The organism is Arthrobacter sp. 9MFCol3.1, assembly GCF_000620385.1.
Classification (GTDB): domain Bacteria; phylum Actinomycetota; class Actinomycetes; order Actinomycetales; family Micrococcaceae; genus Arthrobacter.
Map to the genome: position 1 here is coordinate 25027 of NZ_JIBJ01000013.1, position 24909 is coordinate 49935.

The 24909-nt window shown below is 68.1% G+C and carries 22 protein-coding genes; 9 read left to right on the forward strand and 13 right to left on the reverse strand.

The annotated features are described in order from the left end of the window. Positions 1 to 33 precede the first annotated feature (33 nt). The 4 genes from C560_RS23360 to C560_RS0113980 form a co-directional block, all read right to left on the reverse strand. On the reverse strand, positions 34 to 153 hold the full coding sequence (locus C560_RS23360; protein WP_155855787.1) for a TetR family transcriptional regulator: 120 nt from the start codon (positions 151 to 153) through the stop codon (positions 34 to 36). Positions 154 to 188: 35 nt separating this feature from the next. Then, positions 189 to 2603 carry an ATP-binding cassette domain-containing protein gene (locus tag C560_RS0113970; protein WP_026538682.1) on the reverse strand — a complete coding sequence of 805 codons (2415 nt, stop codon included), beginning with the start codon at positions 2601 to 2603 and terminating at the stop codon, positions 189 to 191. Positions 2604 to 2711: 108 nt separating this feature from the next. After that, positions 2712 to 3122 (reverse strand): VOC family protein, encoded by a 411-nt coding sequence (locus C560_RS0113975; protein ID WP_043423172.1) that lies wholly within the window; start codon positions 3120 to 3122, stop codon positions 2712 to 2714. A gap of 5 nt (positions 3123 to 3127) precedes the next feature. Beyond that, complete coding sequence (locus tag C560_RS0113980) at positions 3128 to 3508, reverse strand: helix-turn-helix transcriptional regulator (RefSeq protein WP_231494355.1); 381 nt, start codon at positions 3506 to 3508, stop codon at positions 3128 to 3130. Positions 3509 to 3681: 173 nt separating this feature from the next. Here C560_RS0113980 and C560_RS0113985 point away from each other — a divergent pair, with 173 nt between their 5' ends. The 5 genes from C560_RS0113985 to C560_RS0114005 all read left to right on the forward strand — a co-directional run bounded on the left by C560_RS0113985 (position 3682) and on the right by C560_RS0114005 (position 8706). Further along, positions 3682 to 4923 (forward strand): type III polyketide synthase, encoded by a 1242-nt coding sequence (locus C560_RS0113985; protein WP_026538685.1) that lies wholly within the window; start codon positions 3682 to 3684, stop codon positions 4921 to 4923. Positions 4924 to 4985: 62 nt separating this feature from the next. Further along, a complete protein-coding gene (locus tag C560_RS21945; RefSeq protein WP_197026169.1) occupies positions 4986 to 5696 on the forward strand; it encodes a class I SAM-dependent methyltransferase in 711 nt (236 codons plus the stop codon). After that, on the forward strand, positions 5689 to 6867 hold the full coding sequence (locus tag C560_RS0113995; protein ID WP_026538686.1) for an FAD-dependent oxidoreductase: 1179 nt from the start codon (positions 5689 to 5691) through the stop codon (positions 6865 to 6867). Before C560_RS21945 ends, C560_RS0113995 begins: the two co-directional genes overlap by 8 nt. 93 nt (positions 6868 to 6960) lie before the next feature. Then, positions 6961 to 7986, forward strand: a complete 1026-nt coding sequence (locus tag C560_RS0114000; protein WP_026538687.1) for a hypothetical protein — start codon at positions 6961 to 6963, stop codon at positions 7984 to 7986. Positions 7987 to 7995: 9 nt separating this feature from the next. Beyond that, a complete protein-coding gene (locus tag C560_RS0114005; protein ID WP_026538688.1) occupies positions 7996 to 8706 on the forward strand; it encodes a peptide deformylase in 711 nt (236 codons plus the stop codon). A gap of 22 nt (positions 8707 to 8728) precedes the next feature. Here the strand turns inward: C560_RS0114005 and C560_RS0114010 are convergent, their stop codons facing one another. Continuing rightward, positions 8729 to 10792 (reverse strand): S9 family peptidase, encoded by a 2064-nt coding sequence (locus C560_RS0114010; RefSeq protein WP_026538689.1) that lies wholly within the window; start codon positions 10790 to 10792, stop codon positions 8729 to 8731. A gap of 167 nt (positions 10793 to 10959) precedes the next feature. Here C560_RS0114010 and C560_RS0114015 point away from each other — a divergent pair, with 167 nt between their 5' ends. The 4 genes from C560_RS0114015 to C560_RS0114030 all read left to right on the forward strand — a co-directional run bounded on the left by C560_RS0114015 (position 10960) and on the right by C560_RS0114030 (position 14336). Then, positions 10960 to 11826 (forward strand): methyltransferase domain-containing protein, encoded by an 867-nt coding sequence (locus C560_RS0114015; protein WP_026538690.1) that lies wholly within the window; start codon positions 10960 to 10962, stop codon positions 11824 to 11826. Between the two features lie 234 nt (positions 11827 to 12060). Next, a complete protein-coding gene (locus C560_RS0114020) occupies positions 12061 to 12522 on the forward strand; it encodes an NfeD family protein (protein ID WP_026266328.1) in 462 nt (153 codons plus the stop codon). An 89-nt stretch (positions 12523 to 12611) separates the two neighbouring features. Next, a complete protein-coding gene (locus C560_RS0114025) occupies positions 12612 to 13568 on the forward strand; it encodes an SPFH domain-containing protein (RefSeq protein ID WP_026538691.1) in 957 nt (318 codons plus the stop codon). Between the two features lie 420 nt (positions 13569 to 13988). Further along, positions 13989 to 14336: an RNA polymerase-binding protein RbpA gene (locus C560_RS0114030; RefSeq protein ID WP_026266329.1), complete on the forward strand. Its 348-nt coding sequence runs from the start codon at positions 13989 to 13991 to the stop codon at positions 14334 to 14336. 149 nt (positions 14337 to 14485) lie between these two features. On the opposite strand, the gene C560_RS0114035 is transcribed toward C560_RS0114030, so the two are convergent. From C560_RS0114035 to C560_RS0114070, 8 genes are all read right to left on the reverse strand, one after another. Next, on the reverse strand, positions 14486 to 15223 hold the full coding sequence (locus tag C560_RS0114035; protein ID WP_026538692.1) for a VOC family protein: 738 nt from the start codon (positions 15221 to 15223) through the stop codon (positions 14486 to 14488). Positions 15224 to 15270: 47 nt separating this feature from the next. Then, positions 15271 to 16005: a polyprenol monophosphomannose synthase gene (locus tag C560_RS0114040; protein WP_026538693.1), complete on the reverse strand. Its 735-nt coding sequence runs from the start codon at positions 16003 to 16005 to the stop codon at positions 15271 to 15273. A 471-nt stretch (positions 16006 to 16476) separates the two neighbouring features. After that, a complete protein-coding gene (locus C560_RS0114045; RefSeq protein ID WP_026538694.1) occupies positions 16477 to 18159 on the reverse strand; it encodes an amidohydrolase in 1683 nt (560 codons plus the stop codon). A 104-nt stretch (positions 18160 to 18263) separates the two neighbouring features. Further along, a complete protein-coding gene (locus C560_RS0114050) occupies positions 18264 to 21197 on the reverse strand; it encodes a DEAD/DEAH box helicase (protein ID WP_026538695.1) in 2934 nt (977 codons plus the stop codon). A gap of 24 nt (positions 21198 to 21221) precedes the next feature. Continuing rightward, positions 21222 to 22016 (reverse strand): twin-arginine translocase subunit TatC, encoded by a 795-nt coding sequence (tatC, locus tag C560_RS0114055; RefSeq protein ID WP_018772899.1) that lies wholly within the window; start codon positions 22014 to 22016, stop codon positions 21222 to 21224. Between the two features lie 48 nt (positions 22017 to 22064). Next, entirely contained in the window at positions 22065 to 22334 is a 270-nt protein-coding gene (tatA, locus tag C560_RS0114060; RefSeq protein ID WP_018772900.1) for a Sec-independent protein translocase subunit TatA, read from the reverse strand. A gap of 35 nt (positions 22335 to 22369) precedes the next feature. Then, on the reverse strand, positions 22370 to 22777 hold the full coding sequence (locus C560_RS0114065) for a hypothetical protein (RefSeq protein WP_026538696.1): 408 nt from the start codon (positions 22775 to 22777) through the stop codon (positions 22370 to 22372). A 5-nt stretch (positions 22778 to 22782) separates the two neighbouring features. After that, entirely contained in the window at positions 22783 to 24846 is a 2064-nt protein-coding gene (locus C560_RS0114070; protein ID WP_026538697.1) for a helix-turn-helix transcriptional regulator, read from the reverse strand. Positions 24847 to 24909: the final 63 nt, after the last annotated feature.

Here is a 24909-nt window from a genome sequence, read left to right on the forward strand (position 1 = left end):
GCAGCCAACAGACTGCGCCCTGGCGTTGCCGGCTCACTCAAAAATGTCATCCACTGTGGTGGCGGCGAACCCCTTCTCCTCGAAAAGCTGCAGCCCCTTGTCGAGAAAAAGCCGGCGGGTCATCTGCCTTTGAGCGTCTCGAATGCTTGCCACGTGCCCAGATTAGTCCCCTGATTCACCACGTTCGCTCACTTGATGCTGTGTTCAGGCACTGAACCGACGTAGGCCGCCAGATGCTCGCCGGTGAGGGTGGAGCGGGCGGCGACGAGGCTGCCGGGCGTGCCCTCGAAAACTATCCGGCCGCCGTCGTGCCCTGCGCCGGGACCGAGGTCGATGATCCAGTCGGCGTGCGCCATGACCGCCTGGTGGTGCTCGATGACGATGACCGATTTGCCGGAGTCCACCAGGCGGTCGAGGAGGCCCAGCAGGTTCTGGACGTCGGCGAGGTGCAGCCCGGTGGTGGGCTCGTCGAGGACGTAGACATCACCCTTCTCCGCCATTTGGGTGGCGAGCTTGACGCGCTGCCGCTCGCCACCGGACAGCGTGGTGAGCGGCTGGCCGAGGGTGAGGTAGCCGAGCCCGACGTCGACGAGCCGGGCAAGGATCTTGTGCGCAGCCGGTGTCTTCGCCTCGCCTGCACCGAAGAAATCCTCGGCCTCGGTCATGGACATTGCCAGCACTTCGGCGATGTTGCGCCCGCCCAGCCTGTATTCCAGGACCGACGCCTGGAACCTCCTGCCCTCGCAGTCCTCGCAGGTGGACTCGACGGTGGCCATAACGCCGAGTTCGGTGAAGATGACACCCGCGCCGTTGCAGGTCGGGCAGGCACCTTCTGAGTTGGAGCTGAACAGCGCCGGTTTGACGCCGTTGGCCTTGGCGAACGCCTTGCGGATCGGTTCGAGAAGGCCCGTGTAGGTCGCAGGGTTGCTGCGCCGGGATCCCTTGATGGCGCCCTGGTCGATCACCACCACACCGTCGCGGCCGGCCACCGAGCCCTGGATCAGCGAGCTCTTGCCCGAACCCGCGACCCCCGTGACCACGCACAGCACGCCGAGCGGAACGTCGACGTCGACTTCCTTGAGGTTGTGCGTCGACGCGCCCCGCACCTCCATCGCGCCTGAGGGCTTTCGCACCGATTCCTTGACCTTGGCCCGGTCATCGAGGTGGCGGCCGGTGATGGTGTCACTGGCCCGCAGGCCCTCCACGGTTCCCTCGAAGCACACGTTGCCGCCCTCAGTGCCCGCGCCGGGGCCAAGGTCAATGACGTGGTCGGCGATGGCGATGGTCTCCGGCTTGTGCTCGACGACGAGCACGGTGTTGCCCTTGTCCCGCAGCTGCAGCAGCAGCTGGTTCATCCGTTCGATGTCATGGGGGTGCAGGCCGATCGTCGGCTCATCAAAGACGTAGGTGATGTCTGTGAGGGACGAGCCCAGGTGCCGGATCATTTTGGTGCGCTGCGCCTCTCCGCCGGACAGGGTGCCCGCGGGGCGGGCCAGTGAGAGGTAACCCAGTCCGATTTCGGCGAACGAGTCGAGCAGATGCTGCAGGCCTTTCAGCAGGGGTGCGACCGAAGGCTCTTCGAGCTCGCGGATCCATGCGGCGAGGTCGCTGATCTGCATCTCGCACAGGTCGGCGATGTTCTTGCCGTGGATCTTCGCGGACCTGGCCTCCGGGCTCAGCCGGGTGCCGTCGCACTCGGGGCAGGTCTGGAACGTGATGGCGCGCTCCACGAAGGCCCGGATATGCGGCTGCATGGCGTCGACGTCCTTGGACAGCATCGACTTCTGGATCTTCGGGATCACGCCCTCGTAGGTCAGATTGATGCCCTCGACCTTGATCTTGGTGGGCTCCTTGTAGAGGAGGTCGTGCATTTCCTTCTTGGTGAACTTCGCGATCGGCTTGTCCATGTCGAAGCCGGCACCGCTGAAGATCCGGCCGTACCAGCCGTCCATGCTGTAGCCGGGAATCGTCAGCGCACCCTCACTGAGGGACTTGCTGTCGTCGTACAACGCGGTGAGGTCGAAGTCGGACACCGAGCCCATGCCCTCGCAGCGCGCACACATGCCGCCCAGATAGACCACATCGCGCACCACGCTTCGCTCGACCCGGCCGCCGGCCTTCTCGGTACTCATCACCCCGCTCGCCTTGCGCGTCGGGACGTTGAAGGAGAAGGCGGTCGGTGGCCCGATGCGGGGCATGCCCAGGCGGCTGAAGAGGATCCGGAGCATGGCGTTCGCGTCGGTGGCGGTGCCGACCGTGGACCTGGGGTTGGCGCCCATCCGTTCCTGGTCAACGATGATCGCCGTGGTCAGACCCTCGAGGTGGTCCACCTCGGGCCGCGCCAGGTTGGGCATGAAGCCCTGCACAAACGCGCTGTAGGTCTCGTTGATCATCCGCTGCGACTCAGCGGCGATGGTGGCGAACACCAGCGAACTCTTGCCGGAGCCGGACACGCCGGTGAACACCGTCAAGCGGCGCTTCGGGATCTCGACGCTGATGTCCTTGAGGTTGTTCTCCCGTGCCCCCTGCACGCGGATCAGATCGTGGCTGTCCGCTTCATGCAGCGCAGGCGACTGCGTGTCCGTGCTCGTGGCAATGCTCATCGTGTCTCCATCTGTAAGGCGGGGCAGCCCCAAACGGTCCCCGTCGTCGTCGACTGGCTCTATCTAACCAGCTGGCAGCTGCTCCGGCGGTCCATGCCGGCGGACAGCTCAGAGCGGCCGCTGGATGCGGATCAGGTTGCCCGCGGGATCGCGGAAGGCACAGTCGCGCACCCCGTAGGCCTGCTCTGTCGGTTCCTGGACCACCTCGGCGCCGTTGGCCTGCAGCCGCTCGAAGGTGGCATCGACGTCTTTAGTGGCCAGGAGGATGCGCGCATAGGTGCCCTTGGCCATCATTTCGTCGATGGTGCGGCGCTCATCGTCCGTGACGCCGGGATCGGCGGCCGGCGGCTCCAGGACGATTGATGTGCCCGGCTGGCCGGCCGGGCCGACCGTGATCCAGCGCATCCCGCCGTAGCCGACGTCGTTGCGGACCTCGAAGCCGAGGGTGTCCCGATAGAAGGCCAAGGCGGCGTCGGGATCGTTGTGTGGGAGGAAACTCGCGTGAATGTTGATGTCCATGAAAATTATGCTAGTTGCGGTTCGGGGTCCGGCACTTCTCGATTCCTGACCGGTCTGGTGACCTGTTTCGCGACGCAGGAGGGCATCCCCGCGGTTGCACGGGCAGCCTGGCGCCGGTAGACGCTGGGCGGCACGCCAACCAGTTCGGTGAAACGGGTGCTGAAGGTGCCCAGCGACGAGCAACCGACCGTGAAGCAGACCTCGGTGACGCTCAGGTCGCCGCGTCGCAGCAGGGCCATCGCGCGTTCGATGCGCCGCGTCATGAGATAGCTGTACGGCGACTCGCCGTACGCCAGCCGGAACTCTCGGCTGAGGTGCCCGGCGGACATGTGGGCGCCGCGGGCGAGGGCCTCGACATCCAGCGGCTGTGCGTACTCCCGGTCCATTCGGTCACGGACGCGGCGCAACCGCGCTAGGTCGCGCAAGTGCTGCGCCCGGTCGGGTTTGCTGGTCACATGTGCGATCGTGCTACGTCGTGCCGAGGTTGTCCAGCCCGGAGGTGTCCCTGAATCTCCGGGCATTCCATTGTCTTTGGCGGCGGGCTCACTGAGAATGAACCATGACGGTCTACCTGAGGTCACTGGAAACTGCAGTCCCGCCAACCATCCTGGTCCAGCCCGAGGCCAGGGCCGTGTTCGCCGCCCAGCCGGGCCTCACCCGGCTCGGATCCCGGCTGGTCAACACGTGCTTTGACTCCGCAGCCATCGACACCCGGCACACGGCGGTGGAGGAACTCACGGCGGACAGCCAGGCGGAAAACCCCCAGTTCTTCGACCCCGCCACCGGCTTGGTGCTCAGCCCCAGCACCAAGATCCGCAACGGCATTTTCGCCACGGAGGCGACCAAGCTCTTCATTGAGGCCGCCCAAAAAGCCCTGGAGGCCTGTCCGGGTGTCGATGCGCCGGACATCACCCACCTGATCACGGTCTCCTGCACCGGATTCTTCAATCCCGGCCCGGACTACAAGATTGTCCGTGCCCTCGGCCTCAACCCGGCCGTCCAGCGGTACCACCTCGGCTTCATGGGCTGCTATGCAGCCTTCCCGGCGCTGCGGGCCGCGAAGTCCTTCTGCGAGGCGGATCCGGATGCGACGGTGCTGGTGGTCTGCGCCGAACTCTGCTCCCTTCACGTCCGGACCTCCAATGATCCGGACACCATCATGGGATCGGCCTTGTTCGCCGACGGCGCCGCGGCGGCCATCATCACCGCGCGGGACATCCCTGGCGAACCTGCCCTGCTGCGGCTGGACCACTTCGAAACCGTCCTGACGCCCGTCGGGGAGGACTCGATGGCCTGGAACATCGGCGACGAGGGCTTCGAGATGGTGCTGGGCAACTATGTCCCGCACATCATCGACGACCACATCATCGGCGCGCTCGAACCGCTCCTGTCCCGCGACAGCTCGCTGCTGGGGCTCCCCTACCGGGAGATCCAGCACTGGGGCATCCACCCGGGCGGCCGGAGCATTCTGGACAAGGTCCAGTCCAGGCTGGAGCTCAGCGACGAGCAGCTGGTCCCGGCCCGCGAAACCCTCCGGAACTTCGGCAACATGAGCAGCGCCACCGTCCTGTTCGTCCTCAAGCACATCCTCGAGCTGCCGGCAGCGGACGACGCCGCGGACGACGCCGGCCCCGGCGCGGAACGGATCTGCTCCATGGCCTTCGGCCCGGGCCTGACGGTTGAGACGGCGCTCTTCACCCGGCTGGCTGCCCCGCGGCCCGGCGCGGTTCCGCGGCAGGAGCCAGCGGCGCAATCAGCGGAACCGGCGGAATCAGCGCCGTCAGTAGCGGTGCGGGTCTGAAAGCGGCCACACTGAAACCGTTCAGCGCGAAGCAGGGCCCGGAACGCCTTCGGGCCGCCCTCCTGCGGGACCGCGCGTCAGACGCCGTCGAGGAAATGGACCTGCCGGGCTGCGACCCCGGCCGCTTGGAGCGCACGTACGCCCAGTTTGCGCTCGTCAACCGTGCCGTCGCCGGCTGGCGCGGCATCTATCGGTCCCGGATCCGGCCCCGGCTGTCCACTGCCTTCGCCACGTCCCTGCTGGATATCGGGTGCGGCGGGGGCGACGTTTCCGTGCTGCTGGCCCGCTGGGCAGCCCGGGACGGACTGCGTCTGGAGGTCACCGCCATTGACCCGGATCCGCGGGCGATCCTGTTCGCCCGCGCCCGCCACGCGACGGCGGACGTGACGTTCCGCCAGGCGGCCAGTGCGGAGCTGCTCGAAGAGGGCTCCCGGTACGACTTCGTGGTGTCCAACCATGTCCTGCACCACCTTGACGGGCTGGAAGCGTTCCTGGCCGAGTCGGCCCAGTTGTCCCGTGGCACCGTGGTCCACAACGACATTCGCCGCAGCCCCGCCGCCTACGCGCTGTTCTTCGCCGGCTCCTGGGTGCTCACCGGCTCCTACATCCGCCGGGACGGGCTGACCTCGATCCGGCGAAGCTACACCGCCGCGGAGCTGGCCGCGGCCGCTCCCCCGGGCTGGACGGCTGCCCGCCACGCCCCCTTCCGCAACCTGCTGCTGCACGGCACTCCTGACGGCGGCCACCCGGACAGGTCCGCTGCCAGTGGCTGACGTGCTGATCATCGGTGCCGGCCCGGTGGGACTGTTCATGGCGGCGTTGCTGCTGCAGGACGGCGTGGAGGTGCAGGTCCTGGAACAGCGGAGCGCACCGGAACCGCAGTCGCGTGCCATTGGCATCCATCCGCCGGCGCTGGCCGCGCTCGCGGGAGCCGGCGTTGCCGGGGACCTGGTTGCCGAGGGGGTCCAGATCCGCGGCGGCATGGCCCTGGCCGGTGGAAAATGCCTCGCCCGGATGTCCTTTGCCGGCGTCTCGGACCGCTTTCCGTTCGTCCTGTCCCTGCCCCAGGCCCGGACTGAGGCGCACCTGGAACGGCGGGTCAACGAGCTCGGCGACGGCGCCCTGCACCGCGGCGTCCGCCTCACCCGGCTCTCCGACGACGGAGGCCGGGTCAGCGTGGAAGCCGACGCCGGGAGGGGCACCTTGGGCTATTCGGCGCCGCTGGTCATCGCCGCCGACGGCGTACGCTCCACCGTGCGGGCTCTGCAGGGCATTGACCTGCGCGTGAAGGAGTACCCGGACAGCTATCTCATGGGTGACTTTGCGGACGGGACCGGGTTCGGTCCGGACGCCGCACTGTTCCTCTCCGGCGCCGGCATCGTGGAGTCGTTCCCCTTGCCTGGCCGGCTCCGCCGCTGGGTGGTCCGGCTGGGCACCGGCGACTCCACGGCCGGCGGACCTGCAGCCGGCGGACCATCAGCCGGCCGTCCCGGCGCGGACGCGCGGTGGCTTGTGCGCTGCGTGCGCGAGCGGACGGGGTTCGACATCGACGGCGGGACCAACAGCATGCTCAGCCGCTTCGGCGTCCGCACGCGCCTGGCCCGCCGGATGGTGGCCGGACGGGTGGTGATGATCGGGGACGCGGCCCACGAGGTGAGCCCCATCGGCGGGCAGGGCATGAACCTGGGGTGGCTTGATGCGGCCGCGCTGGCACCGATCGTGTCGGCGGCCGTGCGCGGCCAGGAGGTGGGAGGCGCCCTGAGGGCCTTTGAACGGACCCGGTTGAGGGCGGCTGCCAGGGCGGCACGCCAGGCCGAAATCAATATGGCCCTGGGCCGGCCCCTCACGGACCGTCTCTTGGCGCTGCGGAACCGTGGCATCGCAGGGGTGGCCGCGGTTCCTGCGGTGAATTCCCTGATCGCCCGCCGTTTCACGATGCAATAGGCAGCGCAGGCGTCTGCGATCCAAAGCCCCTCCTGCCGCGGCCACTGTCACACGCCACCGTGTGACCGGTTTGCCCCGGAATAGACTGTGCGCATGGACGGACTTCCCGTGACGCGCGGACTTCCTGTGACGCGCGGCGCCGTATCCTGTTGGGGGTTGCGGGCAGCGGCTGCCACGGTGCTGCTGGGCACGGCGGCGTCATGCAGCGCCGGTACGGTCGGCGGCACCGCGTCCCCGGCAACCGCAACCGCGACGGCGTCCGCGCCCTCGATCTCCACAGGCCCTGTGACCGCAGAAATCAGCCAGTTCCGCGACAACTACAGCAAGCAGATCATCGAAATCCAGCTCACGAACACCACCGGCCACGCCCTGACGGTCCTCGGCGCGGAACTGACCAGCCCTCTGTTCGCGGCCCCAATCACCTGGCCCGCCCGAACCGGCGGGATCGAGCTTCCGCCCGGACAGCCCAAGAGCCTGCCGGCGCCGCTGCCCGCCCCGGATTGCGGCAGCCCGGCGGCGCCTGAAGCCCAGCGGAGAACGGGACCCGGAGCCGGGCCTGGAGCCGGGGCGGGAGCCACCTCCCGGGCAGCGGGAGACGCCCGTGTGTCCTTGCGGCTGGCCACACCGGAAGGAGCCGTGCCGGTCCAGGCCATGGCCCCGGCGGCAGACCCGTTCGGCGTCCTGGCGCGGAACAATTCGGAGCTGTGCCTGGCCCGGGAAGCCTCGGCTGTCGCCACGATCGCGCTTACCCAAGATCTTGAGGTCGCCGCGGACGGCCGGACCGCCGTCGTGCGTCTGCTGCTGCAACCCCGCGCCGCCGGAGGCACCGGTGAACTGGTGATTGACCGGATCGAGGAAACTACCTTGCTGGCGGAGGCCGGACAAGCCCCGTGGCCCCGGTCGGTGACGGTCCGCGCCGGCGGGGCCCCGGCCGAAGTACGCCTCGGCATCAGGCCCTCCCGCTGCGATCCCCATGCAGTGGCCGAAGACAAGGTGGGCACGCTCCTGCCGCTGCAGGTCAGGGTTGCGGGCCGCGAGGGAATTTTGAAGATCGACGCCGGCAACCAGCTTCGCGGCCGCATTTACGACTTTGTTACAAAGGCGTGCGGGCGCCAGTAGTCTGGGGGCATGCCCTTTGACGCCAGGCCCACCGACTTCAGCGCCGCCCGGATAAGCGAGACTGTCCAGGAGATCCTGAGCGCGGGCCTCCTTCCGCCGATTATCCAGGCCGGACATCCGGTGCTCCGGCACGTGGCGGCGCCGTATGATGGCCAGTTGACTGACGCCGAACTCGGTCACCTCATCGACCTCATGCGCAGAGTGATGCACAAGGCCCCGGGTGTGGGCCTGGCGGCCCCGCAGCTGGGAATTCCGCTGCAGCTCGCCGTCTTGGAGGACCAGTTCGACGTCGATCCCGACGTCGCGGCCGTCCGCGGGCGGGAGCCGCTGCCGTTCTTTGCCATGCTGAACCCGAGCTATCGTCCCCTGGGCGCGAAGTCCGTGGCGTTCTACGAAGGCTGCCTCTCCATTGGAGGCCTGCAGGCAGCCGTGGTGCGGCCGGAATCAGTCCAGCTCGACTTCACGGCGCCGGACGGCACGAAACTCCAACAGACTTTCTCCGGCTGGCAAGCCCGGATTGTCCAGCATGAAACCGACCACCTGCACGGGGTCCTCTTCCTTGACCGGGCCGAACTGCGCTCCCTCAGCAACAATGCCGAATACTCCGCCCGCTGGGCCCAACCGGACATCAGCCTCGCCAGGCAGGAACTCGGGTTCCTGCCTGACCCGGCCGAGGACGAGGGCAGCGGACTGGGGCTGCAGACTGGGGCTACAGACTAGGGCTGCAGACTAGGGCTGCAGACTAGGGCTGCGGTGCCGGATTCGTTGCGGACGGCAGGTAGCGGGCCCACCACCTCAGGATTTCATCGAACCGCTGCTTCCGGTGGTGCGGCGTGCCGGATCGGGAAAGCTCATGGTTCTCGCCCGGGAAGACCAGGAATCCGGTCTCGACACCCTGCTGCTTCAGGGCGGTGAAGTACCGCTGCCCCTGTTCCACGGGACACCTGAGGTCCTCTTCGCTGTGAATCACCAGCGACGGCGTCCGGACATGCTCCACGCGCGCCATGGGACTCTGGGCCGCCATTTGCTCCGCCGACGGGCCGGTGTATTCGCCGCCGAAGAACCAGCCGATGTCGGAAGAACCCGTGAAGCTCACGGGGTCCAGGAAACCACGCTCGACTATGGCCGCCCGGAAACGGTGGTCGTGGCTTATGGTCCATGCCGTCAGGTAGCCGCCGTAGGATCCGCCCATGATGCCGACATTGGCGGCGTCCAGATCCTCGAACTTCTCCACTGCACCGTCAAGGAACGCGAGGACGTCCTGCATGTCCACTGTTCCCATTCGTTCCTTGATGGACCGGCCGTGTTCCTGGCCGTAGCCGGCTGAACCCCGCGGATTGCACATGAGCACGGCGTAACCGGCCCCCGCATAAACCTGCGCTTCGTCGAACAACGCCCCGCTGAACTGGGCAAAAGGGCCGCCGTGGATGTTCAGCAACACCGGGTGCGGGCCCGGGCCCGCCGGCTTCACGAGCCAGCCATGGACCGGGTACCCGTCGGCCGAGGGCAAAGTCAGTTCCTGCGGCTCACTGATCCCCGCCACGCTCCGCAGCTGGGCGGAGAAGTCCGTCAGGCGGCGCACCTGCCCGCCCTCGAGCACGGCAAGATCACCGGCCGTGGTCGAATCGCTGAAACTCGCCACGAGCCTCCCGCCGCCTTCCGCGGCGCCGGTCACCACCCGGTTGCCTTCCACGAGGACGGTGTGGCCGCCCGTCGCGAGGAACTCGTGCAGCTCCACGGTTCCCCGCGCATTGTTCAGCACCAGGGCCCCCGCACCGCCGCGCAGCTCGATCCAGCTGCCGCCGGACAGGTCCAGCGTCTCGGCATCGCTGAGCGCCGTGGCTTCTCCCCCGGCGGCAGGCATCGCGTAGAGGGCGGTGTTCCTGGCCACGAAGTCCCGGCCGGATGCGCCGAGGTCCTGGGCGAGGAAGAACAGCCACTGCCCATCCGCGGATTGGCGCACGGCGCCGATGCTCTGCCGTCCGGTATTGGCTGGCAGCACGGCCTGGGGCTGCCCTCCGGCGGCGGGAATCGCGTAGATTCCGCTGACAAGGTCCGTGTCCCGCCCATCGTGCAGGGCCGCGGTGAAGTAGATGGTGCCGCCGTCGGCGCTGAAGCTGGCCCCGTTGTGGTCCGCTTCCGCGGTGGTGAGTTGTTTGGCGGCCGGCAGCAGCCCGGCTTCATTCTCCGCGGGATCGGCCGCGGTGCCGAGGGCCTTCAGGGCGCGTCCGGCCGGGGCCACCTTCGGCTCGGCGCCAAGCTGCGGCACTTCGAGGATGAATAGCTGCAACGGCTTGTCGGCGGTGTAGCCAAGACCGTTCATCCGGTACTGGAAATCCGTGATCAGCCGGGCGTCCTCGCTGCCCGCACCCACGCCGTCGACGCTGCCGTACCGGCCCTCATCGGGCGTCCTGGCGCTGAAGACAATGCTCGTGGAATCAGGCGACCACGTGAAGGAGCTGACCCCCAGCGGGGCCGCCGTCAACAGCTGGGGTTCGCCGCCGGCGGCTTCCACCACGAACAGCTGCGGCTTTCCGCCGGCTGCCGCACGCAGGAACCCAAGGGCCTGGCCGTCAGGTGAAAAGTCCGGTGCCGTGTCGCGGAAGCCGCGGGTCAGCCGGCGCGGCTTCTGGTCCGGGTTGTTGAAGTCCGGGCCATCCGGGCCCAGGGGCACGGTCCAGAGCTGGCCCACGTAGGCATCGGCATCGAAGTCCGGGCGGGTCACGGAAACCACGGCGCGGGAACCGTCGGGGTGGACGGCCGGGGCGGACACGGAATTGAGCAGCGGAAGATGTTCAGATTTCACGAGTGCGAGCCTAGCCCGTGGCGCGGCCGCTGTGAAACACCTCACGTTGCGCCGGTGCGGCGCGGCATGACCCGGGGTGCACGGTCCCCGGCGCCCAGACCGGGGTGCACGGTCCCCGGCGCCCGCGCCGCGCGGCGGGCCCCGGATCCGCGCATAGGATGAAAGCTATGCCTGCCGCCGCCGATCTTCCCCTCTTGTGCCCGGTGTGCCGCAATGGCCTCCGGTTCACCGGCGGCGCCCGCACTCTTGTGTGCGGCGCCGGCCACAGCTTTGACGCGGCCCGGCAGGGCTACTTCAATTTCCTGGTCGGCAAGGGGACTGTTTTTGAAGCCGACAGCGCAGACATGGTGGCGGCCCGCTTCGATTTCCTCTCCGCGGGGCACTATCAGCCCCTGGCCGATGCCGTTGCCGGGCTCGCCACACCGGCGCTCCGGGAAACCCCCGCCGGCCGGCCCCTCGTGCTCGACGCCGGAACAGGTACTGGCCACTACCTCAGGGCCGTGCTGGACCGGGCCGCTGGCAGTGTTCCGGCCGCGGCAATCGGCCTGGACATTTCCAAGTTCGCGCTGCGCCGTGCAGCCAGGCTGAACCCCGAGGCTTTGAACGTGGTCGGGGATGTCTGGCAGCCGTTGCCGGTGGCGGAGAACGCCGTCGACGTCGTCACTGTGGTCTTTGCGCCGCGCAACGCGCCTGAGTTCGCCCGGGTGCTCCGCCCCGGCGGCCGCCTGGTCGTGGTCACGCCGCGGCCCGGCCACCTGGCGGAGGTTGCCGGCCCGGCCGGGATGCTGGGGATCGAGCCGGCCAAAGACGAGCGGCTCGCCGCGTCGCTGGGCAAGCACTTCGCGCCCGTTGAGGCAACTGATCTGGACCTGGCGTTGGCCCTCGGTCCGCGCGACGTCGCCAACCTGGCCTACATGGGACCGGCAGGCCACCACCTGGACCGTGCCGCACTCGCCGCCCTGGAGGCCGCGCTTCCGGAGCTGACCGCCGTCACGGCCCGCTTCCGGATCAGTGTTTTTCAACCCATCCGCTGACCAGTCCGCCGCGGCACCGCATCGCGGCGTGCCGTCCGGGGCCGCCCTGAAACCACCCCCGGGAAGGGAGCCGGCGCGGAAGACCAGGGCGGGGAATCGGCCCGCGAAATAACGACTTGGCCACTTTGATCATCAATTCCCGCCCGCCGGTCCCAGCTATTGCCCTTCCGCTTAGGATGGAATCACAGTACTGGGGAACTGTGCCTGCAGTTCCCGGGACTCAAGGGGGAATTGATGTCTGAATGGTTGATCGAGAATTGGTGGGCGTTGTGGCTCACGCTCTTTCTCCTGTTTGCCGTGGTCGAGATGATCACACTCGACCTGTTCTTCATCATGCTCGGCGGCGGCGCCCTCGCCGGGCTGGTGGCGGACTTTGCCGGTGCCGATCCGTGGCTGCAGATTATCGCCTTCTGCGTGGTGTCCCTGCTCATGATCGGCTTCGTCCGGCCGGTGGCCCTCAAGCATCTCCACCATGGCCCGGCGGATCGGCGCACCAACATCGAGCGCCTCATCGGCGAATCCGCCGTCGTCATGGAGGCTGTGAGCGAAAACGGCGGGCTCGTCAAGATTGGCGGGGACGTCTGGAGTGCGCGGTCCGAATCGGGAGTGCTGGCGCCCGGACAACAGGCTGTGGTCAGCGCCATCGAAGGGGCCACCGCGATCGTGGCCCCGCAACCGGAATCCGCCATCCAATAAGGGACACCGCAAGGCGGGAACCGCCGTCCCGCCGGCGTCGGAACTGCCGGTGCGAGACTAAAACAAAACAACTGGGGAATAGGTGATGTATGGATATCGCAGTCGCAATTGTGCTGCTGGTACTAATTGTGTTCGTCATTATTGTGCTGGTCCGGTCGGTCCGGATCATTCCACAGGCCCGGGCCGGCGTCGTTGAACGGCTGGGCAAATACCAACGCACCCTGAATCCCGGACTTACCCTGCTGATCCCGTTTGTGGACCGCTTGCTGCCGTTGCTCGACCTGCGAGAGCAGGTGGTGTCCTTCCCGCCCCAGCCCGTCATCACCGAGGACAACCTGGTGGTCTCGATCGACACGGTCGTCTATTTCCAGGTCACGGACGCCCGGGCCGCCACCTACGAGATCGCCAACTACATCCAGGCCGTGGAACAGCTGACCACCACCACCCTGCGCAACGTGGTTGGCGGCCTCAACCTGGAGGAAGCGCTGACCTCGCGCGACCAGATCAACGGCCAGCTCCGGGGCGTCCTGGACGAAGCGACCGGACGCTGGGGCATCCGGGTCTCCCGGGTGGAGCTCAAGGCGATCGATCCGCCCCACTCCATCCAGGACTCGATGGAAAAGCAGATGCGGGCCGAACGTGACCGCCGCGCTGCCATCCTGACGGCCGAGGGCACCAAGCAGTCTGCAATCCTCACCGCCGAAGGCCAGCGCCAGTCCTCCATCCTGAAAGCCGAGGGCGACGCGAAGGCGGCGATCCTGCGGGCCGACGGCGAGGCCCAGGCCATCCAGAAGGTCTTCGACGCGATCCACAAGGGCAACCCGGACCAGAAACTGCTGGCGTACCAGTACCTCCAGACCCTCCCGAAGATTGCCGAGGGGTCCTCGAACAAGCTGTGGATCATTCCCAGCGAGGTTGGCGAGGCGCTCAAAGGGATCGGCAGCGTACTGGGTGCCGGGGCGGTGCAGGAGCAGACGGCCTCGATGCCGGACGTTGCCCCGTACTCACCGCCCGCGGCAGCCGACGGCCAGGGGAACCGGCCCTGAGCCTGCACCCGCGCTGGATCCCCCGGATCCAGCCGGCATGAACGTGCGGACCGGGTAGCTCCGTCCTGGCCCCCGCAGCCCGGCCGTTTCGGCCCGGTTGCGGGGGCCTGCCAGTTTAAGTCCGGGTCAGTCGGGTACAGGTTACGCAGTCCGCGCCGCGGGGCTACTCGCTTTACCTCGCATGCACCACTCCCGTATACTTGAATATTTGTCCGGTCAGTTCAGCCGTCCGGAACAAAAACGCTCCGCACAGCGTTGATTCCAATGATGTTCCAAACAGTTTTGTGCACTGGTGACTGTCATCCGGCCGGGCCACACCGGGTCGGGTACGGTACAACGCGGTGCAACCAGAAGTCCGGCGCCTGACGGTCCCCGGACACCGCAGGGCTGGACCCTGCGAACCGAATAGAGGGAGAAAAGATGAGCGATCGCAGCCTGCGGGGTATGCGCCTTGGCGCACAGAGCATGGAGACCGAATCCGGCGTCGAACCGGCTCCGCGCCAGCGGGTTGAATACCGTTGCGAGGACGGCGAACAGGTGTTCGTGACGTTCTCCTCGGAAGCCGAAATCCCCCCGGTCTGGGTTTCGAAGACGGGCAAGGAGGCGTTGCTGGTGGACGGCGAACGCCCCGTCAACAGCAACGAGAAGGCAGTGCGCACGCACTGGGACATGCTGCTGGAGCGCCGCTCGCTTCCCGAACTTGAGCAGATCCTCGAAGATCGCCTCACGATCCTGCGCGAACGCCGCGGCGAACGCCGCTCGGCCTAGCCCCCGGCGCACCGGCTACGGCAAGGGCCGGGCCCGCATCATTTCGATGCGGGCCCGGCCCTTGTTCTGTTCCGGCCCTTGTTCTGTTCCGGCGCCTGCCTCCTCTGGAGCCGCACTCCCCTGCACGCACAGAGGACCTGGAGTCGGCGTCAGCCCGGGGTGAGGACGCAGAACTCGTTGCCCTCCGCGTCGGCGAGGCAGACCCAGGGCACATCGCCCTGGCCGACGTCGGCGTCGGTGGCGCCCAGAGCCCGCAGCCGGGCCACCTCCGCCCCTTGATCATCACCCGGGTACGGCCTCAGGTCGAGATGGACACGGCCCCACACGGTCTTCCCGCCGGGCGTGCGGAGAAACTCCAGATACGGCCCCACACCCTTGGCCGAACGCAGCCTCGCATGATCGCCGGTGACCTCGTGCAGGGTCCAGTCCATCGCCCCACCCCAGAAACGGGCCATGGCCCGCGGGTCTGCGCAGCTGACAACCACCGCGGCGATCGGCCCGGTGTCCTGATAGATCGGGCGGGGCTCCAACACACGGAACAGGTTGCCCTCCGGGTCGGCCAGAAGCGTCCACGGCACAGCACCCTGGCCCGCGTCCGCGGGCGTCGCGCCCAGTTCCAACAGGTGCGCGACCAGCTGAGCCTGATGGGCCTCAGAGGTGGTGGCGAGATCGAGGCGCGCCCGGTATCTCACCGTCTCGGGGTCCGGGACGGTGACAACATCGACGCAGACGGCGGCGGGGTCCGGCCAGACGAATCCCAGGGGTTCAACATTGGTCACACCGGGCCCTTCGCTGGAAACACCCCAGCCGAGTGCCTCGGCCCAAAACCGGCCGAGTGCTGAGTCATCCCGGGCCTTGAAATTCACCTGAACTAGTCGCAACGCCATACCGCCCGACCCTATACCCAGGAAATGCCCGATCCGGGAGACACGCCTTAGGCGTCCTGCTTGCCCCGAAGCTTGTTCCAGCGCGCCGTGAGTCCCCACTTGGTGACGTTGATCATGGCTTCGACGACGATGTTGCCGCTCATCTTCGACGCGCCGAGCTCGCGCTCGACGAAGGTGATGGGCCGTTCCACGATGGTCAGGCCGAGCTTGGCCACACGCCAGGCCAGATCCACCTGGAAGCCATAGCCAACCGAGTCCACCGCATCCAGGTTCAGCTTCTCCAGCGTGGTCCGCCGGAAGGCGCGGAAGCCGCCGGTGACGTCCTTGATCTTTACTCCGAGCATGATCCGCGCGTAGGTGCTGCCGACGCGGCTGATGGCCTGGCGGTAGAGCGGCCAGTTGACCACGCGGCCGCCGGGCACCCAGCGGGAGCCCATGGCGAGGTCGGCGCCCTGCTCCACGGCCTCGATCAGCTGGGGCAGCTGCTCGGGCTGGTGCGAGCCGTCGGCGTCCATCTCCACGAGGATGTCGTAGCCGGCCTCCAGGCCCCACTTGAAGCCCGCAATGTACGCCGCTCCCAGACCGGCCTTTCCGGCGCGGTGCAGGACGTGGACCTGGCCGTCTTCGGCGGCCATGCGGTCCGCCAGCTGACCCGTGCCGTCAGGGCTGTTGTCGTCGACAACCAGCACGTCGGAGGCGGGCACGGCTGTGCGCAGGCGTCCGAGGGTCTTGGGCAACGATTCCAGCTCGTTATAGGTCGGGATGATGGTGAGGACACGCACAGCGAGGCCTTTCCTTGAAGGGAGCGGTCGGTGCGCCGAAAGTCAATCGTTCTTCAGGCGCAACTCCCCATTATAGGGAGTTGCGAGCCCGCCAGGCGGCTGTGTGACCACCCGGGCAGGTCCACCCGCTTCGGGCCAGTTACGGCAGGCCGCGAATTGCGGCGCCGGAACCGTTTTCTGCTGCGAAGTGGACCCGCCCCTCGGGTTCCCGTGGTCATGACCAAGTGAAGCTCCCGCGCGTGCGGCAACCTGGGATGGACCGGGGACTGCCGGAGTCTGCGCCGTACGCAACCCTCCGTTGCCCCTCAATGCTACGGGGGCGGGAACATCTGTCAACCGAGCCGTGACCTGCCGTTTTGTCTGTCGGTGCAGTTCAGGGCGGGGTCGCGGGCGGCAATGTTTCCGCTCCGCCGGCTGGATGACGGGGCCGGTTGAGGCCCTGCGCGGCCGGCCGGATGAGGCGCCGTGTGCTCAGGCGCCGAGGGCGCCGCTGGCATGGAGTTCCTGGCCGTCCCGTACCGTCAGGAGGCATGCAGGATCGCTACCGGTGTCCAGCGCCGGCAAGAGCGGGGTGCGGGCGCGCGGGTCGGTGCTCCACGACTGCACGCGCCCGTCGGCCACCTGGACCATGAGCTCCTCGACCTCCCAGACCGCAAAGCTGGCCGGAGCCCCCGGCACCAGTTGCCCGGCCATGGGGTTGGGGTAGCGGGCTGCCCGCCAGCCGGCCCGCGTGTGGCCAAGGAACGCGGCGCGGGCGGAGATCTGTTCGGCGGGATTGGTGTGCTGCAGGCACGCGCGCACACTGGACCACGGCCGCAGCGGCGTCACCGGGCTGTCGCTGCCGAAGCAGATCGGCACACCCGCAGCGTAGAGGCTGCCAAAGGCATTCATTCCGAGCCGGCGGGAGCCGATGCGCTGCTGGTAAAGACGGTCCCCGCCGCCCCAGAGGGCGTCGAAGACCGGCTGCGCGCTGACGCTGACCGAATAGCGGGCCAGCCGGCTGATCGCGGCGGCATCCGCGAGCTCGACGTGCTCGAACCGGTGCCCCGCGGCGCGGACGCGCTGCTCCCCCACCTCAGCCGCGGCGAGGTCGAGGGCGTCGAGGGCCGCGTCCAGGCCGGCGTCGCCAATCACGTGGAAACCCGCCTGGATCCCCAGGAGGGAGCACGCGGCGAGGTGGGCGGCGGCCTCGGCCACGGAGAGGTACAGGTTGCCGCGCTCTCCGGGCGCGTCGGTGTAGTCCTCCCGCATGAAGGCGGTCCGTGAGCCGATCGAGCCGTCGATGTTGAGGTCGCCGGCCAGGCCCAGCACGGGCAGGCCCAATCCGTCCAGGATGGACTGGGCATGTTCGGCGGACGCGGCGAGCTCGCCCCAATACGGCAGGATCTCCGGCACTGCCACTCCGTTCACCCCGTTCGGGCCACCGCCGGAGTTGCTGTTCCAGGCCACCGCGAGCCGCAGGTCCTCGATGCTTCCGATATGCGGCGCGGCCATCTCGGCGACGGCCACGTAGCCGTTGGCCGCAGCCTCGGCGAGGGCACGCTGCTGGTAGGCGCGCAGCGCGTCGGCCGGCAGCCGGCGGGCCGCCAGGCGGGCGGCGGTGTGGGCCGCCCGTTTGACCTGGCTGCCGGCGCCGCCGTCGAGCCCGTCCAGTCCAGCCGACGCGGCCAGGGAGTTCGATACCAGGGCCGAGTGGACGTCCACGCGGGAGAGGTAGACCTGGCGGCCGCCGGCCGCGCGTTCGATTTCGTCCCGGGAGGGCAGGGTGGGATCGGCCCAGGTGGTCTCATCCCAGCCGTGGCCCAGGACAATACCGTCCGCGCCGGAAGCGGAAACGCCGAAGCCGGCAACGGCCTCGAGCAGTTCAGCGGCGGAACGCACCCCGGCCAGCTGCAGGCCCTCCAGGGCTATTCCGGTTTCCGTCAGGTGGACGTGGGAGTCGACGAAGCCGGGGGCCAGGAGCGCGCCCTGCAGATCGACCACCTCCATCGAGGCGTCCGCGATGGACGTGGCGGCCTGTTCGGAACCGACCCAGGCGACCGTGTCGCCGTCGACCAGCATCGCCGTCGCAAAGGGATCGGCCGCCGTGTAGACGGAGCCGTTGCGGTACAGCGTGACGTTGCGGGGGGCGGGGGCGGCCGGCGAATCGGTCATGGGGCGGGAACTCCTTGTTACTGGTGGCCGGCCCAGCGCCGGCGGTTCGAAAGTCTGGGAAGACGCGTTAGTGGTCCAGGGAGCGGGCCGGTCCGGCCCGCTCCCTACGCCACGGAGGAATAGGCGACGACGCCGCGTTTGACGAGTTTGATGGCGTCCGCGCACAGCCGCGCAATCCGGGGGTCGAGGTTCGGGATGTCGGCGAGCTGGTCCAGGAGGTCGATCACCTGTTTGACCCAGCGGACAAAGTCGCCCGCGGCCAGGTCGGTGCCGCTCAGCACGTCCTGGAGGTGCCGGCCCTTGGCCCACTTGAAGATCGGCCAGACGAGGCCGAGCTCAGGCTCGCCGGTGAGGGGCAGCTTGTTGGCTTCCTCGATATCTTCCAGGGCGGACCATTCGCGGACCACGGTGTCTACCGCGGATTCCAGGGACACGCTCGGCATCTTGGGCCGCAGCCCGCGGTCCTCACGCTTGGCCTGGTAGACGAGCACGCTGGCAAGGGCGGCGATCTCGGCGGCGTCGAGGTCGTCGAAGGCCCCCATCCGCAGGGATTGCGAAATCAGCAGGTCCTTTTCGCCGTAGATCCGCCGCAGGCGTTGCCCGTCGGGGCTGATGGACAGCACGCCGGCGTCCGAGGTTTCCAGGTAGCCGTAGCCCGTCAGGACGCCGCATACACGGTCGAACGTCTTGGCGATGGTGTTGGTCCGGCCCTGGATCTGCCGGATGAGCCCGTCCGTTTCCTGGCGGAGTTTCCACCAGCGTTCGGACCACCGGGCATGGTCCTCGCGTTCGCTGCAGCCGTGGCAAGGATGGGAGCGGAGCTCCCGGCGCAGCTCGGCGATCCGCTTCTCCTGGTTGGGTGCCGCGGAGGCCCGGCCGAAGTCGTCGTCGCGCCGCGGCGGCGCCGGCGGCCGGTGCTCGCGGATGGCGTTGCGTACCGAGGACGCCAAGTCGCGGCGGGACTTGGGAACCTTGGCGTTGAAGGACTTGGGAATCCTGATCCGGGTGATCGGCGACAACGGCCCTTCGACGTCGTGCAGGCCAATCCGCCGGAGCTGGTTGTCCAGCGTCATGACGGCGGGGCGGGGCTCGCGCGATTCGTGGTCGGAGCTGAGCACCACCGCCAGTCCCGGCGACTTGCCGGCGGGAACATCCACCACGTCACCCGGGAGCAGCCTGCTCAGGGAGTCCTCGGTCAGGGACTTCCTGGCCCGGGACGTGCTCCGGGAGGCCATGGTCTCGGCATCGCCCAGGGCCCGCCGCAACTTCGCGTATTCGGTGAAGTCGCCCAGGTGGCAGGTCATGGCCTTGCTGAACCCGGCAATGGATTCTTCCCGGCTCCTGACCTGCCGGGCCAGGCCCACCACGGAGCGGTCCGCCTGGAACTGGGCAAAGGACGATTCGAGGATCTCCCGGGCGCGCGCCCGGCCGAACTGCGCCAAAAGATTGATCGACATGTTGTACGTGGGCCGGAAGCTGGAGTTCAGCGGATAAGTCCGCCGTGAGGCCAGGCCGGCGACAGCGGCCGGATCCGTGCCGGGCTGCCACAGCACGACGGCGTGGCCCTCCACGTCGATGCCGCGGCGGCCGGCCCGGCCCGTCAGCTGGGTGTACTCCCCCGCCGTGATATTGACATGGGCTTCTCCGTTGAACTTGTCCAGCTTTTCCAGCACGACGCAGCGGGCCGGCATGTTGACGCCCAGAGCCAGTGTTTCGGTGGCGAAGACGGCCTTGACCAGCCCGTCGACGAACAGCTTCTCCACAACCTCCTTGAAGGTCGGCAGCATACCGGCGTGGTGCGCGGCGAGCCCGCGCAGCAGGCCGTCCCGCCAGCTCCAGAAGCCGAGCACATCGAGGTCGTCCGAGGGGATGTCCTGGGCGGCCTCGTCGACGCGCTGGGCGATGATCTGTTGTTCCCGCTCGGTGGTCAGCCAGAGTCCGGCCGCGACGCACTGGGCCACGGCGGCATCGCAGCCGGCCCGCGAGAAGATGAACGTGATGGCCGGCAGGAGGTCCTGCCGGTCCAGGCTGGCGATGACCTGCGGCCGGCTGGCCTTCCGCACCGGGCTGCGCTGGGCGCCTTGCGGTTCGTCCCGCTGGCTGCGTTGCTGCCGGCGCTGGTTGCGTCCGCCGTGGCCGAAGCGGCCACGGAAATTCATCTGGCTCTCGGCCCGGGCCATGGACAGCAGTTCAGGGTTGACCTCGAAGCCGGCCCGCCCGGGCACTTCTGCCGTGACGGCAGCCGAGGAGCCGCTGCCGCCGGCGGGAGCGCCGGCTACGGCACCTCCTACGGTCCCGGCGGCTGCCTCACCAGGCAGCGCGATCTCGTCAAAGCTGGTGTCACCGGCAAACAGGTCCACGATCTTCCGGCCCACCATGACGTGCTGCCACAGCGGCACCGGGCGGTGCTCGGAGACGATCACGTCGGTCTGCCCGCGGACGGTGTCGAGCCACGCACCGAACTCCTCGGCGTTGGAGACCGTGGCACTCAGGGAGGCGACCTGGACCTCGCTGGGCAGATGGATGATGACTTCCTCCCACACGGCGCCGCGGAAGCGGTCGGCGAGGTAGTGGACCTCGTCCATGACCACGAAGCCGAGATCGTCCAGGGTGTCCGAATCGGCGTAGAGCATGTTGCGGAGCACTTCGGTGGTCATGACCACCACCGGGGCGTCGCCGTTGATGCTGGTATCACCGGTGAGCAGGCCCACCTGGGCGGCGCCGTACTTGGCGGCCAGCTCGGAGTACTTCTGGTTGCTCAGGGCCTTGATGGGGGTGGTGTAGAACGCCTTGAGCCCGCGCTGGAGGGCCAGATAGATGGCGAATTCCCCCACGATCGTCTTCCCGGCGCCGGTGGGGGCGGCCACCAGCACGCCCCGGCCGGCCTGCAGGGACAGGCAAGCCTCGCGCTGGAAGTCATCGAGTTCAAATTCGAGCGAGCGGATGAAACCGCCCAGGTAGGTCTTGGCTTCAGCAGCCCGCTCGACGCTGGCGCGGTAACGTTCGGACGGTGATTCCGGCCCGGGGTGTGACGACATGCTTCCAGCCTAGTGCGCGAAAGGCTAGAGATTCTCCAGCTCGGAACTGGGGGTGGCCTGGTCGGCGGTGGCTTCGGTCTCCGCGTCGCGTTTGACGGCGCGCCGCTCGCGCCGTCGGTCGTTGAGCAGGCACAGCCCGATCGCGGCGAAGAACAGCGCCAGCATGGGCCCGGCCAGGTAGAACATGCTCATGGCGTCGGCGCCGGGAGCGGCCATCGCGGCGAACAGGCAGACCAGGAAAACCGTGATCCGCCAGCTCTTGACGAGCTGCTGGCCCTTGATGAGGCCGGCCAGGTTCAGCCCGAACAGGACCACCGGGAGGAGGAAGGCGATGCCGAAGGCGAGCAGCAGCCGCAGCACGAAGGACAGGTACACCTGTGCGCTGATGAAGTTGGAGCCGCCCGACGGCGTGAAGTCGGTCAGGACGCGCACCGCGTTGGGCAGCACGAGCCAGGCCAGCAGGACGCCGCCGACGAAGAGCGGCACGGCCGCCGCCACGAAGGACAGGGCCAGGCGGCGTTCCTTCTTGTGTAGCCCGGGCACAATGAAGGCCCAGAGCTGATAAAGCCAGACGGGGCTGGCGATGATCAGGCCCAGGAACACCGAGACCTGGATCATGAGGTCGAACGAACTCGCGACACCGTCAAAATTCAGGGTGGCCTGGCGGCCTTCGTGTTCGTTCAGGTCGCGGATCGGCTTGATCAGCGCCGCCAGCATTGGCTGGTAGACAAGGAAACCCACTACCGTCCCAAGGACGACGGCGATTGCCGCCTTGAAGAGCCGGTTGCGCAGCTCTTTGAGGTGGTCGAGGAGCGCCATCCTCCCCTCGGGGTTCGATCGACGGCTCATGGTTACTGCCATGCGGTCTTAGGCGCGGGTCGACGGCGGAACGTCGGTTCCGTCGCCCGTGCGGCTTTCCGGTGCGCCGGCCTGCGGGTGGTTGATAACCCGTCCTTCAACCGGCTCGGAGCCATCCTTGGCATCGGTGGTGCCGTCCTTCTTCATTTCTCGGACTTCCGACTTGAAAATGCGCATCGACTGGCCCAGGCTGCGGGCCATGCCCGGCAGCTTCGGCGCAGCGAAGAGCACCAGTGCCAGAACGATGATGATGATGAGATGCCAGCCTTCAAGCCTCATGTGGAGAGGTCCTTTCGTTTGAATACATCCTATGTCTAACGCGTTTCGATGTCGCGCAGCGCCTGGGGTTGACCGCGGTCCTTCTTGCGTTGGATGCGGCGCAGCCGGCGGGCGTTTTGCCGGGCGAGCTTGGATGCGTGGTAATCATGTCGCATCCGCGCGGGCGAGGCAAAAATGGCGTCGCCGGGAACCGGCCGTAGCGGTTCGTCCGCGCCGGCCGGGTCACTGGCGCCGGCCGCTGAACCGGTTCCTGTTGTACCGGTTCCTGCTATACCGGCCGGGCCTGCTGGTGCGGGCAGGGTGGAAAAGCGGTCAGCGGCTTCACCCAATTCCGAGAGCGTCGTCGTGGCTTGGCGGAACAGCCGCAAGCCGAGCACGCCGAAGAACAACAGCGACAACGCGACCAGCGCTATCCAAATAACGATCCAGGACCACCAAGGCATGCAGATCAGTCTATCGGGCGATCCGACGAGGCTTCGTATTGCGTCAGGGCCGCGGCGAGCCAGTCCCGTGACGCGGCCGCAAGGGCCTCCGGCTGCAGTATCCGCACCATCCCGCCGTGCTGGGCCACGAACATCGGCAGCCAGTCCGTGCTGCCGAACCGGATTTCGGCGAGCATCCCGCCGCCGGGCAGAGCTGCGGTCCGCTCGGCGTAATAGTCGTCAGCGAGGCCGGTGCCGCGGGGCGCGAGTTCCACCACGACCACCGTGTCGTCGTCGTTCGGAGTGAACAGTTTCACCGGAAAGCTGCCCGTGGGCTTGGCCGCCGCGGCTGCCGGCCGGCCGTTGGGTTCAAGGGCCTCGATCCTGTCCAGCCGGAAGTTGCGGAGGCCCTGGGCGGAGTGGCAGTACGCCTCGAGGTACCACGTGTTGTCCAGCGAATAGAGCCGCAAGGGGTCCACGTCGCGTTCGGACACGGCGTCGCGCTGCGGCGAGAAGTACCTCAGGTGCAGCTGCGCGCCGGATTCGAGGGCCGCGCGGGCGGTATCGAGGGTGGCGGAGTCACCGGGGGCGACCTCAGGCCCGGAGAGCGCCGCCGCTTTGACGCCCTCCTCCCCCGCCGCTGCCATGAGTTTGAGCGTCACCGATTCCAGTGCGCCGCCTTCGGCGAGCTCGGGCAGGCTGTTGAGGGTCTCCAGGCCGGTCAGGAGCGCGCAGGCCTCGTCCACGGTGAACCGTACGGGGCGGGTCATGTCCAGGGCCTGGGTGATGAAGACGTGGTCATCGTCCCACTGGATGTCCAGCAGATCGTCCGGGTAGCCTTCCGGCAGGCCCGAGCAGATCAGGATCCGGAGGTCGTCCTCGAGCGCCTTGCGGGTGATGCCAAACCTGGCGGCGACCTCGCTGATGTGCAGTCCCTGGTTGTGGACCAGGAAGGGCACGAGTTGCAGCATCCGCTTGAGCTGGTCCTCCGAGGTGCGTTTGCGGGCGCGGCCGGCGCGGGCCGCCTCCGGGAAAGCCACGTCCGGCAGGGGCCTGTCGGCGAATTCGGCGGCTGCCGTGAGGCGGCGGCGGACGGCGCCGGCGAGTTCGGGAGGTGAAATCACGGTGACGCGGGGACCGTAGGAGGCCAGCTCCTCACCCAGGGTCTCGGCGTCGCGGAAGGGCACCGCGAGGCGGTCCGTCCCGGCCGCGGGCCCTTGTGTTCCCTGTTCCGGGGCCCCGGGTTCCGGCGTCCCGGCCCCCGGCGTTGCGGCTGCCGACGTTGGGGCTGGAAGCACTTGGGCACGTTTGCGGAGGCCCAGGAGCCGCCCGTGCTCGACGTCGACCACGGCATGCTGTACTGGCAGTTCGGCCAGGCCGGCCAGCTCGGCGCGGACGTTGAACCCGGCGGGCGGCGTGAAGCCCTCCTTCTCCAGGACGGTCACTGCTGACGTCAGGCGGGACAGGCGGAAGAACCGTTTGTCCCCCCGGCCCCGGTCGTGGCCGACGAGGTACCACTGGCCGAAGCGGCTGCCCAGGCCCCAGGGCTCCACCAGCCGTTCCTGCTCCTGGCCCGTGCTGCCGGCGAGGTAGCTGAACCGGACCGGGTGCTGGGCGTGTATCGCGGCAACCAGGTCCTCGAAGGCCTGGCCGGCGGGGCGGATGCGCGGCTGGACGCCGGTGGGGAGTTCGGCGTCGACGAGGCCGCCGGCGGCCTGCAGCTTCCGGACCGCGTCCACGGCGGCGGAGCCGAGGGCGGCGTGCTCCCAGAGCTGGGCCGCGAGGATGAGGACTGTGCACTCTTCGGGTGTGAGGCTGACGTCGGGCAGCCGGTTCGATTCCTTGCCGATCCGGTAGCGGGTGGTTGCCGGGTCGTCGGAACCCCAGCCCGTGTCCATCACGGCCTCGACGTCGAAGCCAAACTGGCGCAGCTCGCCTTTGTCGCGTTCGAACATGCGGCCGAAGGCGACGTCACTGCTCGTGGTGTCGTGGTAGACCTTGTCGCGCAGTTCGCTGCGGCGCAGGCCGTACTTGGTGTTGAGCAGGGCGATGAGCAGGTTCAGGAGGCGTTCTGTACGTGAGGCGGACACCTCGCAAGGGTACTAAAGCCGGTCCCGGAAAATGACGAAAGCGCGGCAACAGCCGGAAGAACT